The 25,079-nt window shown below is 66.1% G+C and carries 21 protein-coding genes; 4 read left to right on the forward strand and 17 right to left on the reverse strand.

Translation table 11 applies throughout. From position 1 onward, the window contains the following. Positions 1-14 precede the first annotated feature (14 nt). The 3 genes from THSYN_RS28895 to THSYN_RS28905 form a co-directional block, all read right to left on the reverse strand. Entirely contained in the window at positions 15-1,811 is a 1,797-nt protein-coding gene (locus THSYN_RS28895; RefSeq protein ID WP_100922648.1) for an AAA family ATPase, read from the reverse strand. A gap of 177 nt (positions 1,812-1,988) precedes the next feature. Next, positions 1,989-2,177 carry a hypothetical protein gene (locus THSYN_RS28900; protein ID WP_100922164.1) on the reverse strand — a complete coding sequence of 63 codons (189 nt, stop codon included), beginning with the start codon at positions 2,175-2,177 and terminating at the stop codon, positions 1,989-1,991. Positions 2,178-2,283: 106 nt separating this feature from the next. After that, complete coding sequence (locus tag THSYN_RS28905) at positions 2,284-2,940, reverse strand: histidinol-phosphatase (protein WP_100922165.1); 657 nt, start codon at positions 2,938-2,940, stop codon at positions 2,284-2,286. Between the two features lie 257 nt (positions 2,941-3,197). Here THSYN_RS28905 and THSYN_RS28910 point away from each other — a divergent pair, with 257 nt between their 5' ends. From THSYN_RS28910 to THSYN_RS28925, 4 genes are all read left to right on the forward strand, one after another. Beyond that, positions 3,198-3,737 (forward strand): RNA pyrophosphohydrolase, encoded by a 540-nt coding sequence (locus THSYN_RS28910; RefSeq protein ID WP_100922166.1) that lies wholly within the window; start codon positions 3,198-3,200, stop codon positions 3,735-3,737. 107 nt (positions 3,738-3,844) lie between these two features. Next, entirely contained in the window at positions 3,845-6,106 is a 2,262-nt protein-coding gene (gene ptsP, locus THSYN_RS28915) for a phosphoenolpyruvate--protein phosphotransferase (protein ID WP_100922649.1), read from the forward strand. A gap of 486 nt (positions 6,107-6,592) precedes the next feature. Beyond that, positions 6,593-7,537 carry an MDR/zinc-dependent alcohol dehydrogenase-like family protein gene (locus THSYN_RS28920; protein ID WP_100922167.1) on the forward strand — a complete coding sequence of 315 codons (945 nt, stop codon included), beginning with the start codon at positions 6,593-6,595 and terminating at the stop codon, positions 7,535-7,537. 84 nt (positions 7,538-7,621) lie between these two features. Continuing rightward, positions 7,622-8,632 carry an IS1 family transposase gene (locus THSYN_RS28925; protein WP_100917404.1) on the forward strand — a complete coding sequence of 337 codons (1,011 nt, stop codon included), beginning with the start codon at positions 7,622-7,624 and terminating at the stop codon, positions 8,630-8,632. A 123-nt stretch (positions 8,633-8,755) separates the two neighbouring features. Here the strand turns inward: THSYN_RS28925 and THSYN_RS28930 are convergent, their stop codons facing one another. From THSYN_RS28930 to THSYN_RS28995, 14 genes are all read right to left on the reverse strand, one after another. Continuing rightward, the gene (locus tag THSYN_RS28930) at positions 8,756-10,315 is read right to left on the reverse strand and encodes a DegT/DnrJ/EryC1/StrS family aminotransferase (protein WP_100922168.1); all 1,560 of its coding nucleotides are present in this window, start codon (positions 10,313-10,315) and stop codon (positions 8,756-8,758) included. Positions 10,316-10,340: 25 nt separating this feature from the next. Further along, entirely contained in the window at positions 10,341-10,841 is a 501-nt protein-coding gene (locus tag THSYN_RS28935; RefSeq protein ID WP_236848746.1) for a hypothetical protein, read from the reverse strand. A gap of 265 nt (positions 10,842-11,106) precedes the next feature. After that, a complete protein-coding gene (gene hypB, locus THSYN_RS28940; RefSeq protein WP_100922170.1) occupies positions 11,107-12,051 on the reverse strand; it encodes a hydrogenase nickel incorporation protein HypB in 945 nt (314 codons plus the stop codon). Then, positions 12,044-12,466, reverse strand: coding sequence for a hydrogenase maturation nickel metallochaperone HypA/HybF (locus tag THSYN_RS28945; RefSeq protein ID WP_100922171.1), 423 nt, complete (start codon positions 12,464-12,466; stop codon positions 12,044-12,046). Before THSYN_RS28945 ends, hypB begins: the two co-directional genes overlap by 8 nt. A 129-nt stretch (positions 12,467-12,595) precedes the next feature. Further along, positions 12,596-15,391 carry a WD40/YVTN/BNR-like repeat-containing protein gene (locus THSYN_RS28950; protein WP_157817995.1) on the reverse strand — a complete coding sequence of 932 codons (2,796 nt, stop codon included), beginning with the start codon at positions 15,389-15,391 and terminating at the stop codon, positions 12,596-12,598. Between the two features lie 28 nt (positions 15,392-15,419). After that, the gene (locus tag THSYN_RS28955) at positions 15,420-15,701 is read right to left on the reverse strand and encodes a hypothetical protein (RefSeq protein ID WP_157817996.1); all 282 of its coding nucleotides are present in this window, start codon (positions 15,699-15,701) and stop codon (positions 15,420-15,422) included. Positions 15,702-15,849: 148 nt separating this feature from the next. Next, positions 15,850-16,860 (reverse strand): IS1 family transposase, encoded by a 1,011-nt coding sequence (locus THSYN_RS28960; protein ID WP_100917404.1) that lies wholly within the window; start codon positions 16,858-16,860, stop codon positions 15,850-15,852. Between the two features lie 11 nt (positions 16,861-16,871). Beyond that, entirely contained in the window at positions 16,872-17,411 is a 540-nt protein-coding gene (locus tag THSYN_RS28965) for a DUF29 domain-containing protein (protein ID WP_100922174.1), read from the reverse strand. Positions 17,412-17,425: 14 nt separating this feature from the next. Next, complete coding sequence (locus THSYN_RS28970; RefSeq protein ID WP_100922650.1) at positions 17,426-18,382, reverse strand: GDP-L-fucose synthase family protein; 957 nt, start codon at positions 18,380-18,382, stop codon at positions 17,426-17,428. Between the two features lie 4 nt (positions 18,383-18,386). After that, positions 18,387-19,469, reverse strand: coding sequence for a GDP-mannose 4,6-dehydratase (gene gmd, locus THSYN_RS28975; RefSeq protein WP_100922175.1), 1,083 nt, complete (start codon positions 19,467-19,469; stop codon positions 18,387-18,389). Beyond that, positions 19,466-20,614 (reverse strand): glycosyltransferase family 4 protein, encoded by a 1,149-nt coding sequence (locus THSYN_RS28980; protein WP_100922176.1) that lies wholly within the window; start codon positions 20,612-20,614, stop codon positions 19,466-19,468. The genes gmd and THSYN_RS28980 overlap by 4 nt, the downstream gene beginning before the upstream one ends. Continuing rightward, positions 20,611-22,581 (reverse strand): asparagine synthase (glutamine-hydrolyzing), encoded by a 1,971-nt coding sequence (asnB, locus tag THSYN_RS28985; RefSeq protein WP_100922177.1) that lies wholly within the window; start codon positions 22,579-22,581, stop codon positions 20,611-20,613. Before asnB ends, THSYN_RS28980 begins: the two co-directional genes overlap by 4 nt. Further along, the gene (locus THSYN_RS28990; protein WP_100922178.1) at positions 22,581-23,732 is read right to left on the reverse strand and encodes a glycosyltransferase; all 1,152 of its coding nucleotides are present in this window, start codon (positions 23,730-23,732) and stop codon (positions 22,581-22,583) included. Before THSYN_RS28990 ends, asnB begins: the two co-directional genes overlap by 1 nt. Beyond that, the gene (locus THSYN_RS28995; protein WP_100922179.1) at positions 23,729-24,895 is read right to left on the reverse strand and encodes a glycosyltransferase; all 1,167 of its coding nucleotides are present in this window, start codon (positions 24,893-24,895) and stop codon (positions 23,729-23,731) included. Before THSYN_RS28995 ends, THSYN_RS28990 begins: the two co-directional genes overlap by 4 nt. Positions 24,896-25,079 lie beyond the last annotated feature (184 nt).

Genomic DNA, 25,079 nt, shown 5'->3' on the forward strand with positions numbered 1-25,079 from the left:
GATTGGGTTCGCCTTCAGGGTGCCGGGGCGGGACGCCCCGGCTCCGTTAATGCCCGCCAGACCAAGCGCTCCACCCCTAGGGCGACCACGGCGCAGGCGCGCAGGTCGGTGAGTCCATGCCGATGGCGCAGGGCCGCGCCATAGACCCGCGCCTGTTCCGCTGCCTCGTCGAGTTTGGCCGCGACCGCCGGCAGGGCGGCGAGTGACTCGCGCGATTGGGCGCGGACCTGCTTGCCGGTTAATCCCAGTTCCTTCAGGCCCAGGTATTTGAATTCAAGCAACAGGTCCAGGGCGGCGTAGCGGCGCATGTCGGGGCGCACGATCAAGGCCAGGTCGGCATAGCCGCGGTCGGTTTCCAGTTCCGAGACGGCCATATAGATCCGGTCGTCGAACAGCAGGGTGAGAAAGGCGAATTTGACCAGCAGTTCATTGGTCCAGCGGTAATCGCGGTTCGACAGGACCCGGAAATAGCGCGTCTCGATGAAGTCGCACAGGGGCGCCAGGTCCCCGCGCAGGTACAGGGTCTCCGCGACCCGCTGCACCGTTTCGCGCTCCTCGTAGCCGGGAAGCCACAGGTCCCGCAGGCGCTCGACATAGAGTGCCCGGGCGACCAGATTGGGGACCTTGAGCGCCAGCTTGCGCAACACGCCCAGGTCGGCCAGGGTCAGGACCCCGAAATAGTACAGCAGCGAGGCCATGAAGGGCTGATCCTTGACCGCGCGCAGCATGTCCTCGACCCCGAAGCGCCGCGCCAGTTCGGGGATCACGACCTGATCGTCGCCGCTCAGAGCGGCGACCAGCAGGTCTTCGCCCTGGGGCAGGCGCGCGATGTAGGCAAGCTTGTTGCGGTCCATCGCCAGGTTCTCATCCAGCATCGGCTCCGGATAGTCACCGTCTCGCTGTAGGGACTTGAGGAAGTAAAGGCTCAACGTGGGGTTGTAAAGACTCGTCGTCGCCCGGGTGCTGAAGCGATAGCCGTTGTAGAAGGTCCGCATAGTCTCCAGCGCCTCGGCGGGGGACCAGGTGACGCCGGCCGCGGCCATCTCGGTCAATACCGCGGTGATCTCGGCCTCGGTGAATCCGCACAGGTCGTTGAACGGCGCATCCAGATAGATATTCTCGCCGACGTTGTAGCCGCTCGTCATGTCGCTCATGACGATCGGCGAGACCCCGGTGATGAAGACCCGTTCCAGACCCAGGCCGCCGGCCGCCGCCTTGACCGCCTTGAAGACGGTCTTCAACAGGCCCTCGCCGTACAACAACGATTCATAGTGCCCCTGGGCCTGGCCGGCCATCAGGATTTCATTGGCGAAGTTGTCGTATTCGTCGATCAGCAGATAGAGCCGGTGCGGGGTGGCGCGGATCGCTGCCAGCAGCGATTCCAGGGAGGAGACGGCGTTGTCCTGGCAGATGGCGATCGGGCGGGTCCAATAGTTCGCGTAGTCGGCCACGAAATTGGTCATGCGGTCATTGAGATGCCGGTGCAGCGCGGCCTCGATCTCATGGACCTCGCCCTGGGCCTTGACCAGGGAGAAGTCCCACTTCATCACGAAAAACCGGTTATGCAGCGGCGTGGGGTCCCGCCCGATGCGCAGCCCCCCGAACAGGGCCGCGAAGTGCCCGGTGCGGTTGAGGTCGTAGTAATGCTCCAGCAGCGACAGGAGCAGGCTCTTGCCGAAGCGCCGGGGCCGCAAAAAGATGAGCTGGCGGCCCCGCTCCTCCAGCAGCGGGATCCGGTCGGTACGGTCCTGATACCAGTAACCCGCCTGGATGAGGGTGCCGAAATCGCTGAGACCATAGGGGAATTTCACGGCTGGCGCCTCCTGCCCGGTGACTCGTTGACCCAGCATAGCACCTGGCTGCGGTCGTCGTCGTTGGCTCCTGGCATCCAGACGATGTACGCCCGTTCAGGGTTGTCAGCGTGGCAGCCGATCCTGGAAATCGTCGAGCAAACGCTTGCCGTGCACGAGCGGCTTCGGGCGACCAGGCTACTCGGCGAGCCATTTGCTCATGCGCGCGGTGACGTCCTCGTGTGTCAGGGTACCTTCAGCGTCGGCCCTGTCCTGAACGGCTGTTACCTTTTCCAGAATGTACGGATGGTATTGGACATCTTCGAGGCTACAGTCCTCGGGTAGGGCCTTGAGCAGGGATTCGACTTCCGCTTTGGCGGTACGCATCGCTCGATCCTCATTCAGATAGCGTTGATTGTTGGGTTTCGCTGCGCTCTACCCAGCCTACGGAGGGTGTGCGGATTGGTGCGACGGCGACTGCTTGCACGGTCTCTCAGCCCCGCAACGACAGAATCGGCCAACCGCGCGCCACCGCCACCTCCCGCAACTGCGGGTCCGGGTCCACCGCCACCGGGCGGTCGACCCGGCCGAGCAGGGGCAGGTCGTTGTGCGAGTCGCTGTAGAAGCTGCTCCCGGCGAGGGTCTCGCCGCTTCCCGTAAGCCAAGCGTCCAGGCGCCGGACCTTGCCCTCGCGGAAGGCGGGGATGCCCGCGACCGCGCCGGTGTAGCGGCCTTCGATGAGTTCCGGCTCGGTGGCGATCAGGTGGGGGATGCCGAAGCGCGCCGCGATCGGGGCGCCGACGAAGGTGTTGGTGGCGGTGATGATCAGCAGGGTGTCGCCGGCGCCACGGTGGGCGGCGATCAGGTCGCGGGCGGCGGGCAGCATCAGCGGTGCGATCACCTGGGCGACGAAGTGCTCGCGCAGTTCCTCCAGCAGGTCGCGCGGGTGCTCGCGCAGCGGACTCAAGGCAAAGCGCAGGAAGGCGTCGATATCGAGGGTGCCGGCGCGGTATTGCGCGTAAAAACGGTCGTTCGCACGCGCATAGTGGGCCCCGTCCACCAGCCCGCGGGCGACCAGAAATTCCCCCCAAAGGTGATCGGAGTCCCCTGCAATCAGGGTGTTGTCGAGGTCGAAAATCGCTAAGGCCATGCTCTCATTCCTGCTTTCGCGCTCGCGCCCCGCGGGGCCTGGGAGCCGGGATCGGGCGCATTGTGCCTCAGAAGTGCCCCGCGGCGACGGTTGAAGATGCCGTCGCCCCTGCCCGCGGGGCTGCGCGCGGCCCCGCGGACGGCTCCAAAAGGCACCGGGAAAGCCTTTTGACGGCAACCGCTTATACAATCCAGCGCTTGCCGCTCCCAAGCCGGTTGTGGAAGAATGCGATCACTTAGACGGCCGAGTAAGCTGCCTTGATCGACCGCGACGGTTTCCGCCCCAATGTGGGTATCATTCTGAGCAACGACGAGCGCCGCCTCTTCTGGGGTCGGCGCATCGGTCAAAATGCCTGGCAGTTCCCGCAAGGGGGCATCAACACTGATGAGACCCCGGCGCAGGCCATGTACCGGGAGTTGGAGGAAGAGGTTGGACTGGAACCCCACCAGGTCACGATCCTGGGCGCCACCCAGGGCTGGCTGCGCTACCACCTGCCCAAGCGCTTCATCCGCCGCCATTGCGGCCCGACCTGCATCGGCCAGAAACAGGTCTGGTTCCTGCTGCGGGTGGACTGCCAGGAGGAGGCCTTTTGTCTCGACAAGACCGACAAGCCGGAGTTCGACGCCTGGCGCTGGGTGCGCTACTGGCAGCCCCTGCACGAGGTGGTCTACTTCAAGCGCCGGGTCTATGAACTGGCGCTCGAAGAGTTGGCGCCGCTGCTGTATCCGGAGGGGATCCCGGAGCGCAGCGAGGCCCTGCCGCGGGCGGCCGGCTTCCTGCGTCAGCGGCACCGCTGATGTCTGACGCCCGCGCCCAGCCCCCGGTGTCACCGTCGCCGCCGCCCGCGGCCCCGGTCCCCGCCCCCGCTTCACCCAGCCCAAAGGCCCCGTCGCCCATGCCCGGCATGCTCGAATCACTGCGTCGCATCGTCCAGGAGGTCGACAACGCACCCGACCTGGAACAGGCCCTGGCCATCATCGTGCGGCGGGTCAAGGAGGCCGTGGGGGCCGATGTCTGCTCGGTCTATCTCAACGACTACGACAACCGCCGCCACATCCTCCAGGCCACCGACGGCCTGCGCCAGGCGGCGGTGGGGCGGGTGCGCATCGAGTTGGGGCGCGGCCTGGTGGGGCTGGTGAGCGAGCGGGCGGAACCCATCAACCTGGACGACGCCTCCGCCCATCCACGCTATCTCTGTATCACCGACACCGGCGAGCAGCGCTACCACGGCTTCCTTGGGGCACCGATCATCCAGAACCGCAAGGTGCTCGGGGTGTTGGTGCTGCGCCAGTTGGAGAAGCGGCACTATCTGGATGACGAGGTCACCTTCGTCGTCACGCTGGCCTCCCAACTCGCCGGCGCCATCACCTACGCTCGCACCAACGGCGAACTGGCGCGCCTCCAGGACGAGGGCATCCCCCAGCGCTTCCTGCCCGGGCTCGCCGCCTCACCCGGCATCGGCATCGGCATCGCCGCGGTGGTCTATCCCCCGGCGGACCTGGATGCCATCCCCGACCGGCGCGCCGAGAACCCCCAGGCCGAGGAGGACGCCTTCCGCGGCGCCCTCCAGGACGTGGCCGCGGACCTGGACCGCATGGTGGCGCGCACCCAGACCAACCTGAGCGCCGAGGACGTTGCAATCTTCGACGCCTGGCGCCTGATGCTGGAGAGCGACACCCTGGTCGACGGCACCGTCGCCCGCATCCGCGCCGGCAACTGGGCGCCCGGGGCCCTGCGCGCGACCATCGCCGATCACGCCCGGGTATTCGACGGGATGGAGGACGCCTATCTGCGCGAGCGCGCCTCCGACGTGCGCGACCTGGGCCGCAGTATCCTGATGCACCTGCAGAACCTCGCCGCCGCGCCCATCGCCTATCCGCAGAAGACCATCCTAGTGGGGGCGGAAATCTCCGCCATGCAGATCGTCGATGTGCCGCGCGAGCGCCTGGCCGGGATGGTCTCGACCAGCGGCTCCGGGTCCTCCCACGTCGCCATCCTGGCGCGCGGCATGGGGGTACCCGCGGCCATGGGCGTCGCCGACCTGCCGGTGGGGCGCGCCGAGGGCCGCGACATGGTGGTCGACGGCTACCGCGGCCGGGTCTATGTCTCCCCCGGTCCGGCGGTGCGCGCCGAGTACCAGCGCATGGCCGACGACGACCGGGCCATGAGCAACGAGTTGCAGTCCCTGCGCCACCTGCCGGCGGAGACCACCGACGGCTACCAGTTGCCGCTCTTCCTCAACACCGGGCTGGTCTCCGAACACCGGCCGCTCGGGATCGAGGAGGCCGCCGGGGTGGGGCTCTACCGCACCGAACTGCCCTTCATCGTGCGCGACAGCTTCCCCGGGGAGGCAGCGCAGATGTCCAATTACCGCAAGGTGTTGGAGATGTTCGCCCCGCGTCCGGTGACGATCCGCACGCTCGACATCGGCGGCGACAAGCCCCTGCCCTATTTCCCGGTGCATGAGGCCAACCCCTTCCTGGGCTGGCGCGGCATCCGCATCACGCTGGACCACCCGGAGATTTTCCTGACACAGGTGCGCGCCATCCTGCGCGCCTCCGTCGGGCTCGACAACCTCCAAGTCCTGTTCCCCATGATCAGCACCGTGACCGAGGTCGACGAGGCCCTGACGCTGCTGCGCCGCGCCTATGAGGAACTGCTGGAGGAGGGCTACCAGGTCAGGATGCCGCCGGTCGGGGTCATGATCGAGGTCCCGGCCGCGGTCTATCAGGCCGAGGCCCTGGCGCGCCGCGTCGACTTCCTGTCCGTCGGCACCAACGACCTCACCCAATACCTGCTGGCCGTGGACCGCAACAATGCGCATGTGGCCAAGCTCTATGACGACCTGCACCCCGCGGTGCTGCGCGCGCTGAGCCAAACCCTGGCGGGCGCGCGGGTGCACGGCCGGGAGGTCAGCATCTGCGGCGAGATGGCCGGCGACCCGCTGGCCGCGGTCCTGCTGCTCGGCATGGGCGTGCACAGCCTGAGCATGGGGGCGCACAGCCTGCCGCGGGTCAAGCGGGTGATCCGCAGCATCAGCCGGGCGCGGGCGCGGGAGGTCCTCCAGGCCGCCCTCCAGTGCGAGGACGCGGCCTCGGTGCGCCGCATCCTGTTCGAGACGCTCGAAGGGCTGGGGTTGGGCGGGCTGGTGCGGCCGCGGCGGTAGGAGTTCGGAGTTCGGAGTTCGGGGTTCGGGGTTCGGGGTTCGGGGTTCGGGGTTCGGGGTTCGGGGTTCGGGGTTCGGGGTTCGGGGTCGGGGTTCGGAGTTTGGGGTTCGGAGTTTGGGGTTTGTTAGTCCGCAAGTGAACGCAAATGAACGCGACATGAAGGCGATGAAAACGTTCGGCAGCGATAGCTCTTGCCAAGGTCGTAGGGTGGATAAGGCGCGCGGCACGGCGCTGCTGATCGCCAACGAGGCCGGCACGCGCCGCATCCACCATGATGCCGGGGTCAGGCCCCGCGGCGGCCTCGATCATCGTTCCGGCCCGCACACAACCGGCAAGGTGCACGCACGGGCCGGTTTTCTCACGCAGAGACGCAGAGACGCAGAGAATCCTTCTTTCTTCTCTGCGTCTCTGCGTCTCTGCGTGAAACTTCTTCGAGTTCTCGCTGGCCGGAACGATGATCGAGGCCCCCGCGGCGCCTCATCCCCATGATTGGACTCTGGCTGGCCGACGGCCGCTTGACCCTGCGGCGGGACCTCCCGGAGCCGGCACCAGGCCCCGGCGAGTCCCTGATCCGCCCGCTGCTGCGCGGCATCTGCAGCACCGACCACCAACTGGTCGACGGTCTCTATTCGTTCACCGGCGTACCCGGCCACGAATTCGTCGGGGTGGTCGAATCAGGCCCGCCGGACCTGGTGGGACAGTGCGTCGTCGCCGAGATCAACCTGCCGTGCGGACAATGCCCACGCTGCCGCGGCGGTCTCACCAAGCACTGCGCCAACCGCCAGGCCGTCGGTATCCATGGGCGTAATGGCGCCTTCGCCGAATGGCTCGCCGTCCCCACCGCCAACCTGCATCTGGTCCCGGCCGGCGTCACCCCCGAACAGGCGGTCTTCACCGAACCCCTGGCCGCCGCGCTGGAGATCCAGGAGCAGATGGCCATCGGCCCCGCTGACCGGGTGCTGGTGATCGGCGACGGCAAGCTCGGCCAACTCATCGCCCAGTCCCTGCGCCCCACCGGCTGCCGGCTCGTCGTCCTGGGCCGGCACCCGTCCAAACTCGACCACCTGGCGCAACTCGGCATCGCCACCCTGAGCGCGCCGCCGAGCGCCCCGGCCGACTTCGACGTGGTTGTCGAATGCACCGGCACCGGTGCCGGCTTCACGCTGGCCCGCACCGCCGTGCGCCCGCGCGGGACCATCGTGCTCAAGAGCACTTACCGCGGGAGCGTCGCGGTGGATCTGAGCGCCATCGTCGTGGACGAGGTCCGACTGCTGGGCTCACGCTGCGGGCCATTCGATCGGGCCCTGGCACTGCTCGCCGCCGGGACCCTGGATCTCGGTTACCTGATCGACTCCATCTACCCGCTCCAAGACGCAGTGTCGGCCTTTGCGCGCAGCCGCGAACGGGGGGTGGGCACTGGTTCAGTTTAATTCCTGTTTACAAGACATTGAAATATATGTAATATATCTAGTTCGGCGCGGGTTTCCGTCACTTTTTGAATAAGTGAGAACTTCTTGAACGGACAATGGACATGCCCTCATTGCAATTCACAGAATTGTCGGCATCACAAGACGTATCAAACCGGTCATAACGGTACGCGTTTGCTGTGGCGATGTCAAAGTTGCAATAGGCTCTTTTCCGAGACCAAAGCCACCCTTATCGAGGGGCTCAGGAAACCGACCAGCTTCATCATTCAAGTGCTCAAAACGCGCACTGAGGGGATCGGCTTGAACGCCGCCTGCCGGGCCTTCGCGATTGCGAAGAATACGTTGCTCCTATGGGAGCGTCGCCTGGCCGATTGCAAGGATGTGCTGGTCATATATGCCCTGACGCACACCTTTATTGAGCAACTGATCGAAGGTGATGAGCTTTATACGAAAGTGAATAGGAATGTCCCCCCGGAGGATTGTGAAGGCTGGACGATCGTACTGATGGAAAGGGCAAGTCGATTTATCTGGGCGCTTCAGTGCGGGAAAAAGGATCGCAGCCTATTTTCATATGCCATACAAATACTTAGAGATGTCATCCTGCGTACTGGCGATGTCACTCTAGTCACCGACGGGGAACGTCGGTATGGCAATCTCCTGTTTGAAATTTGCCACGAAGTATTGCGAACCGGAAAACGCGGCCGCCCACCGAAAGTGCTTCGTCGCGGTGTGAAGGTGCGCCTTAAGAATAAAGGGAAAGGAACTGATAGAACGGGGCACTCGCGTCCCAAATACGAAACCCCTCATCCGGAGCATCCAGAAACCGATCAAGATGTGACGCCAGCCGATATTCATGCTAATCATTTGGAAGCATCGAACGCTTCATTTCGGCGAAAGAATTCTGCTTATCGCCGCCGAACGAATACGTACGCGAAGAGCATTTCTGGTTTGCAAAGAACATTGGATATGTTGTGGATTGTCCATAACTTTATTCGCAGCCACTTCACGACAAAACAGGTTCCTGCGGTGGCTCTGGGGATTCTCCAGCAGGGACTCTCGTGGGATGAGGTCCTTAGAGTTCGACAGCCCAGGTTATAAAAATACTACAAAAACATAAGGATAAGGAAGAACCAAACTGAACCAGTGCCGGGCGTTGCCCTGGGCTGGTATATCGCGCCCCTGCGGGGCTTGAGCATGCGCAAGAATAGCTGAAACGGGGTACTAGTGCTTCAGCGCGGCCATCACCGCCGCCACCACCGCATCCTGATCCCCCTCGCTCAGATCGCCATGCATCGGCAGGCTGACGACCTCGGCGGCGAGCCGCGCGGCGACCGGTGTGCAGTCCGGGCAGCACAGGTACCGATAGGCGGGTTGGGCATTGAGCGGGATCGGATAGTGGACCGCGGTGGGGATGCCGCGGGCGCCCAGGGCCGCGACCAGGGCGTCCCGGCCGGGGACTTGCAGGGTGTATTGGGCATAGACACAGGTGCGGTCCGCGCGGGTGACGGGGGTCTTGATGCCGGGCGCACCGGCGAACAGTTGCGAATAGCGTTGGCCCATGGCGATGCGCCGCGCGAGTTCCTGATCGAACCGGTCGAGCTTCGCCAGCAGCACCGCGCATTGCAGGGTGTCCATGCGCCCGCCGACCCCGATCCGGGTATGCACATAGCGGCGCTCCTGACCATGGACGCGCAGTTCCTGCATGGCGAGCGCGAGCCCCGCGTCATTGGTGAAGATGGCCCCGCCGTCGCCGTAACAGCCGAGCGGCTTGGAAGGGAAGAAGCTGGTGGCGCCGATGGTGGAGAGGTTGCCACTGCGCCGACCGCGATAGGTGGCGCCGAAGCTCTGCGCGGCGTCTTCGATGACCGGCAGCCGGTAGACCTCGGCGATGGCATTGATCTCGTCCATGTCGGCCGGTTGGCCATAGAGCGAGACCGGCATGATCGCCTTGGTGCGGGGAGATATCGCACCCTCGAGCTTGTCCGCATCGATGTTGCAGGTATCGGGTTCCACATCGACGAAGACCGGCCGCGCACCCACGAGGCAGATGACCTCGGCGGTCGCTACGAAGGTGAAGGGGGTGGTGATGACCTCATCGCCCGGCCCTATGCCCAAGGCCATCAGGCTGATCAAGAGGGCATCGGTCCCGGAGGCGACGGCGACACAGTGGGCGGCCCCGGTGTACTGCGCCAGACGGCCCTCCAGTTCTTCCATCTCAGGACCCAGGATATAGCGGCCGTGGTGCAGGACGCGGTGGAGGCGTTCCTCCAATTGGGGGCGGATGAATGACTGCTGGCCGGGGAGATCGATGAAGTCGATCCGCCGCTCAAGGGTCGGCAGGTCGAGGTAGGCGGCGGGGGTGAGGGCCTGGTCGGGGTGCGCGGCGATGAAGGCCGGGTCCAGCGTCAGGACCTTGATGGACCCGGGGGTGAAGCGTTGCAAGGCGCGCAGCAGGCGATCCTGGGCCGGATTCGGTGCCGCGCAGTCCGCGCAGTCCCCGGCCAGCGCGGCGAGCCATTGCTTGCCGTGCGCGAAGGCCGCCAATTGTTGGCGGGCGCGTTGCAGGGCTTGCGCCTCTGCGGACTCACCCGCGCCGCACCGGGCCTCGTCCTCCAGGGCGCGGCGGATGCCGTCCTCGTAACCCTGGGCGGCCCCGGCGTAGAGCCAGACCCGGCCGCCCTGGTCCAGGCAGCGGCCGAGCGCGTCCGTGGTAGCGGCGTGGGCCGGATTCCCAGGGTGACAGGCCGCGACGCAGCCATCGATAGCGAGCAGCAGATCCATGATCAAGAGTCCCGGCGCGGCGCGCTCATTGTTTATCCATCGGCCGATAGACCGGTGCGGCGGGCCAATCCTGTGCGGGCACCGACCGGCCGGACGGTTGCTGGGCCGCCTCCAGCTCCCTGATCCGGCGCTTCAGGGCCGCCACCTCGTCCGCATCGGGCGCGGTGCCTTGCGAGGGCAGGGGGGCGGGTGCGCCGGTGGGCGCGGTTGCCGCCGGGGCGAGCGGGTACCCGGGGGCACCATAGCCGTAGCCTGGGGCACCATAGCCGGGGGCGCCGTAAGGCGCACCCCAGGGGCCGCCGCCGTAGCCGCCCCAAGGCGCCCCGTAACCGCCGCCCCAGGGATTACCACCCCAGGGGCCGTCGTCGTAGTAATAGTCGTTGTAGCGATTGCCGCCGCCCATCCAGCGGTTGGGATTCCACATATTGCCGAAATTAAAGGCCTGGGCCGGCGCGGTCCAGGTCCCGGCCGCCACCAGCGTGGCGAGTGACAGGGCGGAGAGGGTCTTCATGGTGATCGGTGACACGGCGGGGCTTCCTCCACGGTTGGGTATATTGCGCACGTCGTTCTGGGTGACCGGCCGCTCACGCGGTCGGCTGCGCGCGCCTGGGTGGTGCCCTGATCCATCCCCCACAGGCTCCGTCGGAGACGTTTTCGCGTGATGAGCGCGACCTGTTGCTGTCCGGATCAGGACCCGCGGATTTTTACCACCCGGGCAAGCGCTTGGTCAACCGCTGTCGGGTCCGCTGCGCGGACCGCCCCCCGGAATTAGGGTCAACGCCACGCGGGCCTCAGGCCTGCGGCTGTCCATGGTCGTGGCCATGCCCGTGGTCATGCCCATGCCCATGATCGTGACCATGACCATCGCCGTGATGGTGATGGGTATGACCATGCCCGCTCACCGCCCCCCCATCTGGCCCGCCCGCCGCGTGCAGCCCCGCCCCAGCGGCCTGGATCGCCGGCCTGGTGGTGCGCCCGACCTGACGGCGTGCCCGCTGGGCCGCCAATTCGACCTCGAGCCACGCAAGCCAAGGCCCTAACTGGCCCGTGCCGCGGGTGGAGAGGATCTGGAAGGGCGCGCCGCTCGCGAGGTTGCGCAGATAGCCCTCGGCCCGCCGCGGGTCGAACTCCGGCAGCAGCGGCAGCAGGTCGGACTTGGTGCACAGCACCAGGTCCGCCGCCCGGAACATCACCGGGTATTTGGCCGGTTTGTCGTCGCCCTCGGGGACCGAGATCAGGGCGACGTTGCGGTGCTGGCCGAGATCGAAGCTCGCCGGGCACACCAGGTTGCCCACGTTCTCGATGAACAGGAGGTCGACGCCGTCCAGATCCAGGTTGTGCAGGGCCGCGTGGACCATGTGGGCATCCAGGTGGCAGGCGCTCCCGGTGGCGATCTGTACCGCCGGCACGCCCTTGGCGCGGATGCGCACCGCGTCGTTCTCGGTCTCCAGATCGCCCTCGATCACGGCGATTTTCAGGTGCCCGCCCAGGGCGTCGATGGTCGCCTCCAGGAGACTCGTCTTGCCCGCCCCCGGGGAGGACATCAGGTTCAGCGTCAGCACGCCGTGTTGGTCGAAGTGCTCCCGGTTATGGGCGGCCTGGTGGTCGTTTTCCGTCAGCAGCCCCTGGAGCACGGTTACGGCCGCCCGCCCGTCCGCGGTGCGGGCGAGCTTGCCGTCCCCCCGGACCAGGTGCTCGTTACCGGGGGTGATGTTGCAGCCGCAGGTGTCACACATGGGTCGTCTCCGATGCGTCGGGAGTGGGTTCAGTTGCGGACGAGGCCTCTGCCTGGGTGCGATCGGCATCCGGGATGCTCAGCTCCAGTCGGGCGAGCAGCAGCTCGTCCCCGCTGACAAGCCGGGTGTGGAAGCCGCCGCAGGCCCCGCACAGCAGGCGATTGGCCGTGGCCGCCGACTCCGCGTCGCAGTCGAGACAGCGCACGCGAATCGCCGCCGCCTCGATCACCAACTCGGCCGCCTCGGCGAGGGTCCCCGCCGCGACCAGGGGCCAGGCACTGCGCAGCAGCGCCGGCTCCAGCCCGGACAGCGGCCCGACCTGGAGCAGGATGCGCTCCACCGCCCGGGCGCCGTGCTGCCGCGCGATCCCCTCCACCTGATCGAGCAGGGACTGACAGATGGAAAGTTCATGCATGGGCGGTCACCAGAGACGGACGGCGAGGGGTTGCGGGGAACCCTAACCGAATCCGCGCCGTCTTGCACCCCGACTCTCGATCTTCTAGGGGGTGGCCCCCGGAGCGCGGCCCGGCAGCGACCCCGCGGGCTAGTCGGTCAGGGCGACCCGATAAGCGCTGCGGCCATGCGTGAAGGCGTAGAGATAGCGTTTGTCATTATCGGCTTTCGCGATGGTCAAGGACTGGACAATCACGTTGGCGAAGCCGGTGTTTTCAACCGCCCAGGTCAGGCCGCCGTCAGTCGAGGAGAAGACCCCGATGTCGCTGCCCACATAGAGCCTCCGGGTGTTTTGGTCTTTCGGGTTCGGGTCGACGACGATGCTGTGGACCGGCACGTCGGGGATGGCGGTGGGGCCGGAACCGTCGATGTTGGTCCAGTTTAATCCGGAGTCGACTGACTTGAACACATGACCTCTGCCGGTAGTGCTATTGAACGTCGACACCGTGGCGTACACCGTACCCTTCAACAACGGATCGGGTGTGATCGACGAGATCACATTGTCGTCGCTGCGCAGTTTGCTCCGAAGCCAGACGGTATCTTTCGTCGCAGTCCCGCCCTGATCGGTCGTGTAGATGTAGCCCATGGCGGTGCCAAAGTAGACCCGATTGCTGTCTTGCGGCGAGATACCGATGGCAGTAGTCGTCGTTTTTGGGTTGGGGTCCTCCGTCGGTGCCGTTGCCGCTTTGGTATTGAACTCCGTACCGGCCTGAGTCCATATGTCGATGTTGTCGGGGAGCGGCTTGACCGTGGCATTGTCCGCGCGCCAGGGCTTGGACCCACCGATCCACATGCGGTTGGGATTGGTGGGGTCCTGGGCGAACGGCGCGATGAACCCGAAGTTCTCTGAAGGCTCAGTGATGCCCGCGGTGAACTTCTCTGTGGTTGACGCGCCGTCCACACTGCGCACGATGTTCAGGTTGGTGTACTCGTACCACAGCATGTTCGTATCAGACGGATTGATTGCTACATAGCCGCCGTCACCGCTGTAGATCACGTTCCAATTATTCGGAGAGTCAAGCTGGCCGCGGATGTTGCCGTTATCCTGGGTTCCGCCGAAAAAGGTCAGGCCGTTGGGATAGGGCAAGCCATGATAGAACTGGGTGACTCGATAGCCGTTGTTCAGGTGGACCCACTTTATCGTGTCTGGATAAGGGTCGACCTCGGCAAAGTTGCATACGGGTGACACCGACGTGATCGGGATCGGCGACGCCTTGACCACCCCTGACTTGGCCTTATCAGTCTTGTACAGGCCGCCGTCATTGCCATTGAACAGTATTTGGTTGTCGGTGCCGTTGTATTTCGGATGGAAGACGAGCGCATGATGATCGGCATGGGCGTAATCCGTGCGGGACGGCTTATCACTAAGATCCCAATGTGAGGCTTGCCCCCAGTTCTTGCCGCCGTCGTCGGAACGGAACAGGTCGATGCCGCCGGCCCAGACGACATTCTCGTTCGTCGGGTCCACCGCGATCACGTTATCGAAATAGCCCTGGTTAAAGAATTGCGGTGTTCCGTTGCCGTAGCAGCCCGCCCCGTACGAGGGATTGGACAGCAGCAGGCGGTTGAGTGTCTGGTCACTGTTGACCATTGGGACCCAACTACTCGTTGCGCCGGACTTGTCTGAGCGATAGACCGCCAGTAATCCGTCGTTTAAAGTGAGGTCCGCATCAATTCTCGCGGCCATCGCGTAGATGACGTTCTGTTTCGACGGGGCGATCGCCAGAGAGGTGCGTCCCATGGTTGGCACCCCCACGCGCACGGCCGGAATCACCAACTCCCAGTTCTTATCAGCTAGCGGGTTACTATCTATCGCACGCCAGACGCCATCGCGTGGGTCGACGAGTGGCTCATCAGAGTACCGGGGGCCAGAACCGCACGCGGCGAAGACGTAGGACACGGAACGATTCTGAATCGCCAGATCCATACAGCCCCTGGAGTTCGCACCGGCTTGGAGCACCCGAACCCAGGTTGTGCCGGAGTCGACACTGCGGAAAACCCCTGTTCCGGTAGCCGCATAGATGCGCGGATTCCTCTTATCTCCGCCGATGACGATCTTATTCACAAACCAGAAGTCCTCCTTGTCTTTCGTGGCCTCCAATTGGAACCAGCTCTCCCCGCCGTCGGTGGACTTCAGGATGCCGGCGCCGCGCACCGCGTCGGCGTTGAAAAAGCCTTCGCCGGTTCCGGCATAGAGAATGTCCGGGTTATACGGCTCCAAGGCCATCGAATTGACGGCCAAGTTGATCAGCAGGTCGGCCTTGGGGGTCCAGGTCTGTCCGCCGTTGGTGGTCTTCCAGATGCCGCCGGCCGCGGCGGCGGCCCACATGGTATCGGGCTGCTTCGGGTGTATCACCAGCGCCCTGGTGCGTCCGCCGATGTTGCCTGGCCCCAAGGACTCCCAGTCCCCCAGTGTCCCGGCCATGGGGTCCAGTGACTGGGTGACGATGCTGGGTGCGGTCAGCGGCCGGCTCGTGGCGGCCTTGATCACGCGCTCCTGCGCGGTGGAGTAGACCGGCATCCGTGCGGCCTGACTCAAGGCGGAGAGGTACATCTGCGGGCTCAGGACGGCTTGGTCGGAGGGCAGGCGCATCTCGAGGAAGTAGGTCTGGGCGCTCTGGGGCTGGTCGGACCGTGCCTTCCCGTCCGGGTTAAGGCGGGCGGCCTGCCACTGCGCGAGGATCGCGTTGCGCTCCTGCTTGGAGGGCTTGCGGGGCCTGGGCGCGAGCTTGTCCGGGAGAGCGGCAACACGCTGCTCGTCGTCCGGCGCCGCCGTGACTGCGCCGGGCGGGGGCGCCATTTGGACTTCGGGCGCCCTTGGCGCACCGTGCTTGATGGCCACAAGGGCCACGCCCACGCCTAGGGCAACCAGTACTCGGCTATTCATTGCATTTGCTCCAGCGAATCTGACGCGTTCACCGCACGGTGCGGCCTCCCCTTATCCTGGCTCGCAGGGCAGCCGGCAGCAGCCCGAGCAAGGTCAGTGTCAACAGCAGCGTCGGGGGCTCCGGGACGATGATCGCGTTGATCGCGGCCCCGTCGCCCGCGCCCGCGAGTACCATCCGCGCGATGTTGTCTGCGTCGCTGACGGCGCCCACGAACAGTGCCGTACCGTCGCCGTTTTCAGTATTCTCGCCCTCGATGTTCAAGAAGCTGGCGATCTCGGCACCGAACTGGTCGTACAGCGTCAGGTCCACCCAGAAGGTTCCGTAAAGAAAGCTCTGTATCTGGGTTCCGACCGCCCGCACCGGCGTCGCGAAACGGATGTCGAAGACGCCGGGGATCTCGCCGGCGCGGCACTGGTTCAGTTTGGTTCTTCCTTATCCTTATGTTTTTGTAGTATTTTTATAACCTGGGCTGTCGAACTCTAAGGACCTCATCCCACGAGAGTCCCTGCTGGAGAATCCCCAGAGCCACCGCAGGAACCTGTTTTGTCGTGAAGTGGCTGCGAATAAAGTTATGGACAATCCACAACATATCCAATGTTCTTTGCAAACCAGAAATGCTCTTCGCGTACGTATTCGTTCGGCGGCGATAAGCAGAATTCTTTCGCCGAAATGAAGCGTTCGATGCTTCCAAATGATTAGCATGAATATCGGCTGGCGTCACATCTTGATCGGTTTCTGGATGCTCCGGATGAGGGGTTTCGTATTTGGGACGCGAGTGCCCCGTTCTATCAGTTCCTTTCCCTTTATTCTTAAGGCGCACCTTCACACCGCGACGAAGCACTTTCGGTGGGCGGCCGCGTTTTCCGGTTCGCAATACTTCGTGGCAAATTTCAAACAGGAGATTGCCATACCGACGTTCCCCGTCGGTGACTAGAGTGACATCGCCAGTACGCAGGATGACATCTCTAAGTATTTGTATGGCATATGAAAATAGGCTGCGATCCTTTTTCCCGCACTGAAGCGCCCAGATAAATCGACTTGCCCTTTCCATCAGTACGATCGTCCAGCCTTCACAATCCTCCGGGGGGACATTCCTATTCACTTTCGTATAAAGCTCATCACCTTCGATCAGTTGCTCAATAAAGGTGTGCGTCAGGGCATATATGACCAGCACATCCTTGCAATCGGCCAGGCGACGCTCCCATAGGAGCAACGTATTCTTCGCAATCGCGAAGGCCCGGCAGGCGGCGTTCAAGCCGATCCCCTCAGTGCGCGTTTTGAGCACTTGAATGATGAAGCTGGTCGGTTTCCTGAGCCCCTCGATAAGGGTGGCTTTGGTCTCGGAAAAGAGCCTATTGCAACTTTGACATCGCCACAGCAAACGCGTACCGTTATGACCGGTTTGATACGTCTTGTGATGCCGACAATTCTGTGAATTGCAATGAGGGCATGTCCATTGTCCGTTCAAGAAGTTCTCACTTATTCAAAAAGTGACGGAAACCCGCGCCGAACTAGATATATTACATATATTTCAATGTCTTGTAAACAGGAATTAAACTGAACCAGTGCCCCCGTGCGCTGGTCCGGATAATAGTCAAAATCCAAGACCTCATTGAGCGAATACGGACAGGCGCTCGGAAAGCCGCCCGAATCCAACAGGGTCTCCCGCACGGCGATATCAACCGCGTCCGGAAACGCCTCCGTGATCGCTTCCGCAACATAGGGCCGCACGCTCGGGCTATGTTGAATCTGGCGCTGTATCTGCTTGCGTTGCTCGATGATGCTGCTGCGCCAATTGGTGTCCCGATAGGCGGGTTGCAGTTGCCACTTCAGCAAATGGGCCAGCAGAATGACCAGGCGGTTCGCGACCTCGTTGCGCTCTTTCCTGCCAATGCTGTCGAGTTCCTCCGCCAGGTCATCCGCATTCAACTCATCGAAGCGGCGCCGACGCACCAGGTCCGCCGCCGCCAGGGTCCAGGCGTGGAAATCGGTCTTGTAGAGATCGGCCAGGGAACTCATCGCAACATCCTCTTTTAACGCATGATCTGGTTTGCCAGGAAATCGCGATAGGCCAATGCCAGTCCCTCGCGCAGGGCCACCCGCGGCTGCCAGCCCAGGGCGCGCAGGCGCTCGCTGTTGATGAGTTTGCGTGGGGTGCCGTCCGGCTTGCCGCTGTCATAGACGATGCGCCCGGTGTAGCCGACGGTTTCACAGACCAGGGCCGCGAGGTCGGCGATGCTGAGTTCCTCGCCGCTGCCGACGTTGAGGTGTGATGACCTGGGGCTGGTGTAGGCGTCATAGGCGGCCCGGTCCAGTCCCATGACATGCACGCAGGCGGCGGCCAGGTCATCGACATAGAGGAATTCGCGGCGCGGGGTGCCGGTGCCCCAGATGACCAGTTCGGGAGCGCCGGCGAGTTTGGCCTCATGGGCGCGGCGCAGCAGGGCGGGCAGCACATGGCTGTTCTCGGGATGGTAATTGTCGCCGGGCCCATAGAGGTTGGTCGGCATGACGCTGCGATAATCGGTCGCGTATTGGCGGTTATAGGACTCGCAGAGCTTGATCCCGGCGATCTTGGCGATGGCGTAGGGCTCATTGGTGTCTTCCAGGACCCCGCTCAGCAGGGCCTCTTCCGGGATCGGCTGGGGCGCCAGACGGGGATAGATGCAGCTGGAGCCGAGAAACAGGAGACGCCGCACCCCGGCGCGCCAGGCCTCGTGGATGACGTTGGCCTCGATCATCAGGTTGTGATGGATGAACTCGGCGGGATAGGTGTCATTGGCATGGATGCCGCCGACCTTGGCCGCCGCCAGGTAGACCTGGGACGGGCGCTGCGCCTGGAAGAACGCACGCACCTGGGCCTGGTCGGTCAGGTCCAGTTCGGCGTGGGTCCGAGTGAGGGGCGGCTCATAGCCGCGGCGGCCCAGCTCCCGGCAGATAGCGGCGCCGACCATCCCGCGGTGCCCGGCCACATAGGTTGTTGCTGACATCATCTCACTCGTTGCGCTCGAAGGTGCTGTAACCGTGCCGCTGCACCAGGTCATCGCGCTGCGCCTGTTTCAGATCCTCGCGCGCCATCTCGGCCACCAACTCGGCGAAACTGGTGGTCGGGACCCAGCCGAGCTTTTCGCGCGCCTTGGTGGCATCCCCGAGCAGGGTCTCGACCTCCGTCGGGCGGAAATAGCGGGGGTCGACGGCGACGATGCAGCGCCCGGCGGCATCGTAGCCCTTTTCATCCAGGCCCGCGCCCTCCCAGCGCAGGCTGAGGTCCAGCTCCCTGGCCGCCGCGGCCACGAAGTCGCGGACGCTGTATTGCACCCCGGTGGCGATGACGAAGTCTTCCGGCTGCTCCTGCTGGAGCATCAGCCACTGCATCTGCACATAGTCCCGCGCGTGGCCCCAATCGCGCCTGGCGCTGAGATTTCCCAGGTAGACACAGTCCTGGATGCCGAGCTTGATCCGCGCCAGGGCGCGGGTGATCTTGCGGGTGACGAAGGTCTCGCCGCGCACCGGGCTCTCGTGGTTGAAGAGAATCCCGTTGCAGGCGTAGATGCCGTAGGCCTCGCGATAATTGACGGTGATCCAATAGGCATAGAGCTTGGCCACGGCATAGGGGCTGCGCGGGTAGAAGGGCGTGGTCTCGCGCTGCGGGGTCTCCTGCACCAGGCCGTATAATTCCGAGGTGCTCGCCTGATAGAAGCGCGCCCGCTTCTCGAGCCCGAGGATGCGGATCGCCTCCAGGATCCGCAGCGCGCCCAGTGCGTCCGAGTTGGCGGTATACTCGGGCTCCTCGAATGAGACGGCAACGTGACTCTGGGCGCCGAGGTTGTAGACCTCGTCCGGCTGTACCTGGCCAATGATGCGGATCAGACTCGAGGCGTCCGTCAGGTCGCCGTGGTGCAGGATGAAGCGGCGGTCGCCGACGTGGGGGTCCTGATAGAGGTGGTCGATACGGTCGGTATTGAACAGCGAGGCGCGGCGCTTGATGCCGTGCACGCGGTAGCCCTTGGCGAGCAGGAACTCGGCCAGATAGGCCCCATCCTGTCCGGTAATGCCCGTAATCAGCGCCGTCTTCATTGGTGTACCTCACATCGCTTCAGTAGCTCGTCATAAACCGCCAGGGTCGCCCCATGGATGCGCGTCGCGTCGAAGCGCTCCTGCGCCAGGACCCGGGAGCGGGCGCCGAAGCGCCGTCGCAGGTCCTCGTCACCCGCGAGACGCTCCAAGGCGTCGGCCAGGGCGTCCGGGTCCCGGGGCGGTACCAGGAGGCCGTTCTTCTCCGGCTCCACCGCCTCCCGGCAACCAGTAGCGTCGGTCGTGACCAGGGGCAGGCCCGCCGCGGCGGCCTCGATCAGGAACTTCGGCAGGCCCTCGCGATAATAGGACGGCAGGCAGGCGATGTGCGCGGCGGCCATGACCGCGGGCATGTCGGCACGATAGCCCCACCACTGGATGCACCCCTCGCGGGCCCAGTCCCGGAGTTGGTCCTCGGCGACCGAGGCGGGGTTGCCGGGGTCCGGCTTGCCCACCAGGACCAGGCGCGCCGGGCTCCCGCGCTCCCGCAGCAGCCGGGCGGCGGCCACGAACTCCCCGATGCCCTTGTCCCACAGCATCCGCGAGGCGAGCACCACCACCGGCGGCCCCGGCGGCTCCGGACGTGGGACGAAGCGCGTCAAGTCCACTCCGGAGCCCGGGATCAGGACCGGCTCCACCCCGGTCAGGCGCCGGACCTGCCGCTGGTCGTCCGGGTTCTGGACCAGCACCCGCACATTGGGGGCGGCGAGCAGGGCGCGATAGGCGCGGCCCACCAGGGGGCGGAGCAGGCGCGCGCGGCCTGACCCGGAGGTAAAGAGGTAGCCCATCCCGGCGACGCCGTTGACCACCGCGGGCACCCCCGCCAGGCGGGCCGCCAGGGTGCCGTAGAGGACCGGTTTCTGGGCGATGTTGTGCAGCAGGGCGGGCCGCAAACACCGCAGGATGCGCTTGAGCGCCAGGATGCTCTGGAGTTCCCGCAGTGGATTCATCCCCTTGCGGGAGACCGCGAGCGGGATCAGGTCGAGCCCGGCGTCGCGGATGAGGTCGGCGTGCTCGGCCACCCCGGTGATGACGCTGACCGTGAAGCCCGCCTCACGCACCGCACGGGCCAGGGCCAAGTAGTGGTGGCAGAAGTACCAGTCGACCGTGGTGCAGAAGGCGATCCGCCTGGGGTCGGGCGCGGTCATGGCCGCGCGCCCAGGGCCCCGCTGGCGCGCGCCAGGTCCAGCCAGGCCTGGAACATCAGCAGGTCCCACAGATAATAGGACCAGTCGCGACGGCCCGCCAGGTGTTCCGCCCAGCGGGCGCGGATCGGCGCCGGGCGCAGGATGCCATCGCGCGCCAGCCGCTCGGCGGCCAGCAGGTCTTCCGCCCAGTCGCGCAGCGGCCCGCGCAGCCATGCTGCCAGGGGCACCCCGAAGCCCATCTTGGGGCGCTCGAACAGGGCAGGCGGGACGTGTCGGGCCAGGATGCGGCGTAGCGGCAGCTTGCCGCGGCGCCCGCGGACCTTCCAGGCGAGCGGCAGCGACCAGGCAAACTCGTAGACCCGGTGGTCCAGGAGCGGCACGCGCGACTCCAGGCTGACCCCCATGCTGGCCCGATCGAGCTTCACCAGGATGTCGTCCGGCAGGTAGAGGACCGAGTCCATGTACATCATGGACTCGGTGATGGACATGGTGCGGGCGCGCCGGGCAGGGTCGGTGAGGACGCTCAGTGGCTCAGTGGCACCGATCACCAGGGCGGCCGGGTCCTTCCAGTGGGAGACCATGCGCAGATACAGGGCCTGCGGTGAGTCACCCGTCAGGATGTCGATCGCCTTGTGCACCCGGTCGCCGGGGTTGGCGATGGCGAGCGGGCCGGGCAGGAAGCGGGCGACGGGGGCGAGCAGCCGATCCCAGGTCCCGGTGCCGATCCCGGTTACGGCGGCGGCGAGGGCCCGGCGCAGGCCCAGCGGCACCCAACCGATCCGCCGCCAGGTGTCGCGCGTCCACAGGTACCGGGAATAGCCGCCGAAGAGTTCGTCCCCGCCATCCCCGGACAGGCACACGGTCACCGCCCGCCGGGCCATCTCACTGACCAGCAGGGTCGGGATCTGGGAGGGGTCGGCGAAGGGTTCGTCCCAGAGGCGCGCCAGGCTGGGGATGGTCGCCAACCCATCCTGGGCGGTGACATAGAGTTCCGTGTGGTCGGTGCCCAGGTGCGCGGCGACCCGCCGGGCGTCCTCGGCCTCGTTGAAGCCCGCCTCATGGAAGCCGATGGTAAAGGTACGCACCGGTCGTTGCGACTGGGCCTGCATCAGGGCGACCACGGTGCTGGAGTCGATGCCCCCGGACAGGAAGGCCCCCAGCGGCACATCGGCGCGCATCCGCAGCCCCACCGCGTCCATCAGCAGCCGCTCCAAGGCGCCCACGGCCTCTGCCTCGGGGCCCTTAAAGGGTGCGGCAAGGCCCTGTTCGGCCGCGCTGCGGGCGCTCCAGTAGGTGTGCAGGGTCGGTTCTTCCTGGCCCGGGGTCAGGGTGGCGTAGGTCCCGGGGGCGAGCTTACGAAGATCCCGGTAGATGCAATGGGGCGCCGGGACATAGCCCAGGCGCAGATAGGCGGCGAGCGCGTCCCGGTTGAGTTCGCCCTGCCAGCCGGGGTGGGCGGTGATCGCCTTGAGCTCGGAGCCGAACAGGAAGCGCCCGCGGTTGTAGCCATAATAGAGGGGCTTCTCGCCCAGGCGGTCACGCGCCAGGGTCAGGCGGCGCGCCTGCCGGTCCCAGAGCGCGAAGGCGAACATGCCGTTGCATTCGGTCAGGGTGGCCGCCGGCCCACGTAGGGATAGCCAGGCGAGCAGGACCTCGGTGTCCGAATGCCCGCGCCAGGGATAGTCGTCGCCGATCGCCCGGCGCAGGGCCTGATAGTTGTAGATCTCGCCGTTGTAGGCGAGGACATAGCGCCCGTCGGGCGAGACCATGGGCTGGTGCCCCAGGGGCGACAGATCGAGGATGGCCAGGCGGCGGTGCCCCAGACCGACCCCGGCCGCGGCATCCAGCCAGAGGCCCCCGTCGTCCGGCCCGCGGTGGAGCAGGGTCTGGTTCATCCGCTCGAGCGCTTGGCGCAGTGCGGGCTCCGCCGCCGCGCCGGGTTCTATGACCCCGCAAAAACCGCACATCAGTCAGTTCCCCGCCGCAGTGATTGGTAAAGGTCCGCGTAGCGGGCCGCGATGGACGCCAACGCATAGTCCGCCGCGATGCGGGCGCGGGCGGCCGCACCGCGGCGGACCAGGGACTGAGGACCCTCGTCCAGGAGGCGCAGGATGGCCCCGGCCAGGGCCGCCGGGTCCCGGGGCACCACGCTCGCCCCGGTGTCGCCCACGATCAGACGCGAGTCTCCCACATCCGTGACCGCACAGGGTACCCCGCAGGCCATGGCCTCACCGAGCACGTTCGGGAAGCCCTCCCCATAGGCCGAGGAGGAGACCAGGAGGTCCAGGGCGGCGAACACCCGCGGCGTGTCCGACCGGGGTCCCAGCAGGCTGATCGCCCCCCCGAGTCCGGCCGCGGCGATCCAGGCCCCGAGCGCCTGGTTGCCTTCATCCATGCCCTGACCACACAGCAGGAAGCGGCATTCGGGCCGGGCCGAGCGCACCAGGGCGGCCGTCCGCAGAAAGGTCGGCACGTCTTTTTGGGGGTCCAGCCGTGCGACCAGGCCCAGGAACGGGGCCGCTGCCGGGATGCCCAAGTCGCTGCGCAGCCCGGTGCGCGCCGCGGGGTCCGGACGAAAGCGCTCCAGGTCGAACCCGTTGGGGATGACGATGAGGGAGGCCTCGCGGTAACCGAGGGCGCGATGGACCTCGCGGGCGCGCTGCGAGCAGCAGATGATGCGCTCCGGGGCCAGGTGCGAGAGCAGCCCATTGAAGCGCGCAACCAGCCGGGTGGCGCGGCGGCTCTGACGCGGGTCCAGGTCGCTCTGGCGGATGTTCCAGACCAGCGAGGGGCGGCAGGGGCCGCGCCCGATCAGCGGCCTGACCAGGGCCCCGAGCAGGTCCGCGTGGTACATCCAGGTCTGGATCAGGTCGGGCCTGAACCCGCGCAAGAGCCGAACCAAGCGCAGCAGCCCCCCCGGGGAGGGCAGACCGCGCCGCATCTGCAGCGTCTCCACCCGGATGCCCAGCGCGGCGATGCGCGCGCCCATAGGCCCCGGGGCGACCAGCGAGACCACCAGGGGCTCGAAGGCGGTCCGATCCAGGGTCGCCAGCAGCTTGCAGAGCATCATCTCGGCCCCGCCCAGCTCCAGCCCGGTGATGACATGCGCCACCCTCATGAGCCGCCCCCGCTGCCGTCGCCCAGACCCAAGACCTCCAGGTACCGGCGGGTCACCGGCACGACCCCATAGTCGGCCGCCCGCGCCCGCAGCAGTGCGGCGGCCGGGGGCCGGTCCAGGGTCCGCGCGATGGCCGCTGCCAGCGCCGCCGCGTCACCCACCGCGACCAGTGGACCCAGGCGACCCCCGTCCAACACCTCACGCGGCCCGCTCGGACAGTCCGTACTGACGACCGGGGTGCCGCAGGCCATGGCCTGGATCAGGACCCCCGGCAGCCCCTCCCAGGCGGAGGAGAGCACGAACAGCCGGGCGCGGGCCATGTAGGCGAAAGGGTTGGCCCGAAACCCGGGCAGGGCGACCCGCTCACCGAGCCCCAGGTCCCGGATCAAAGACTCCAGGGCCGGGCGCTGCGGCCCCTCGCCGAGGATCAGCAGGCGCAGGTCGCGCCCCTCGGCCAGCGCGGCGAAGGCACGGATCAGGGTCGGGAAGTCCTTCTGCGGGGTCAGGCGCCCGGCGGCGAGGATCACCGGGGCCCTGGCCGGTTCCAGCCCCGCGTCCGGCGCGGGTGACAGCCCCGGTTGAAACCAGGCGTGGTCCGGCCGCTCGGCCGCCTGGGCGGCCAGCTCGGAGGTGACCACCGGGTTGGGGATAACAAGGACGCGCGCCCGCCCCGCGCCGATCAGGCGGGTCAGGTCATCGGCGACCCCCTGGGAGACGGCGATCACCGCGCACGCCTGGGGATAAAAGACGCGCGCCAGTCGGGGCAGGACGCGGCCGGCGAGGGAGGATGCGTGCCGGGCCTCCTGGGACAGGGTGCTGCGCACGCTGACCGCGACCCGCGTAGGCACCCGCGCCAGGCGGCGCGCCCACAGCGCGATCAGGTTGGCGTGGTCCATGGCCGCGAGCAGGACCGTCGGTCGGCGGCGGCGCAGATAGCGGACCAGCCCCGGCAGGGCCGTCAACACCCGCCCCGCCCCCAGGTCGACCAGGTCACAGCCGGCCGGCACCAGGTCCCGATAGGGTCCCGCCGCGCTCCCGACCACCAAATCCAGTTCGATCCCGGACGCGACCAGCCCCTGCGCCAGGTTCAGCATCATGCGCTCGGCGCCGCCGCCGGCCAGGGAGGGGAGGAAAATCGCCAACCTGGGTCCGCGCCGCCGCATGATGGGGCCTTCACTCACCCAGTCCGCACCCGTGTCCGGCGGCCCCTTGCAGAGGCAACCCCGCGAATCGTTTTGGTAAAGTCAAGATCACCCCGGTAGAATCAGGTTCCGTGCGGGAACCAAGTATCTCAGTTCGCCCGGACCGCGCGCCAGTCCCGTTGCCGCAGTACCGATCGCCACAGTT

The sequence above is a fragment of the Candidatus Thiodictyon syntrophicum genome (assembly GCF_002813775.1).
GTDB lineage: Bacteria > Pseudomonadota > Gammaproteobacteria > Chromatiales > Chromatiaceae > Thiodictyon > Thiodictyon syntrophicum.

What these genes read in the sequence shown, in the direction of transcription:
- THSYN_RS28970 (WP_100922650.1), bottom strand. Translation starts at nt 18,382, where the DNA reads ATGTCAGCAACAACCTATGTGGCCGGGCACCGCGGGATGGTCGGCGCC.
- THSYN_RS28945 (WP_100922171.1), bottom strand. Translation starts at nt 12,466, where the DNA reads ATGCATGAACTTTCCATCTGTCAGTCCCTGCTCGATCAGGTGGAGGGG.
- THSYN_RS28920 (WP_100922167.1), top strand. Translation starts at nt 6,593, where the DNA reads ATGATTGGACTCTGGCTGGCCGACGGCCGCTTGACCCTGCGGCGGGAC.
- THSYN_RS28980 (WP_100922176.1), bottom strand. Translation starts at nt 20,614, where the DNA reads ATGACCGCGCCCGACCCCAGGCGGATCGCCTTCTGCACCACGGTCGAC.
- hypB (WP_100922170.1), bottom strand. Translation starts at nt 12,051, where the DNA reads ATGTGTGACACCTGCGGCTGCAACATCACCCCCGGTAACGAGCACCTG.
- ptsP (WP_100922649.1), top strand. Translation starts at nt 3,845, where the DNA reads ATGCTCGAATCACTGCGTCGCATCGTCCAGGAGGTCGACAACGCACCC.
- THSYN_RS28995 (WP_100922179.1), bottom strand. Translation starts at nt 24,895, where the DNA reads ATGCGGCGGCGCGGACCCAGGTTGGCGATTTTCCTCCCCTCCCTGGCC.
- THSYN_RS28990 (WP_100922178.1), bottom strand. Translation starts at nt 23,732, where the DNA reads ATGAGGGTGGCGCATGTCATCACCGGGCTGGAGCTGGGCGGGGCCGAG.
- THSYN_RS28965 (WP_100922174.1), bottom strand. Translation starts at nt 17,411, where the DNA reads ATGAGTTCCCTGGCCGATCTCTACAAGACCGATTTCCACGCCTGGACC.
- THSYN_RS28905 (WP_100922165.1), bottom strand. Translation starts at nt 2,940, where the DNA reads ATGGCCTTAGCGATTTTCGACCTCGACAACACCCTGATTGCAGGGGAC.
- THSYN_RS28900 (WP_100922164.1), bottom strand. Translation starts at nt 2,177, where the DNA reads ATGCGTACCGCCAAAGCGGAAGTCGAATCCCTGCTCAAGGCCCTACCC.
- asnB (WP_100922177.1), bottom strand. Translation starts at nt 22,581, where the DNA reads ATGTGCGGTTTTTGCGGGGTCATAGAACCCGGCGCGGCGGCGGAGCCC.
- THSYN_RS28930 (WP_100922168.1), bottom strand. Translation starts at nt 10,315, where the DNA reads ATGGATCTGCTGCTCGCTATCGATGGCTGCGTCGCGGCCTGTCACCCT.
- THSYN_RS28950 (WP_157817995.1), bottom strand. Translation starts at nt 15,391, where the DNA reads ATGAATAGCCGAGTACTGGTTGCCCTAGGCGTGGGCGTGGCCCTTGTG.
- gmd (WP_100922175.1), bottom strand. Translation starts at nt 19,469, where the DNA reads ATGAAGACGGCGCTGATTACGGGCATTACCGGACAGGATGGGGCCTAT.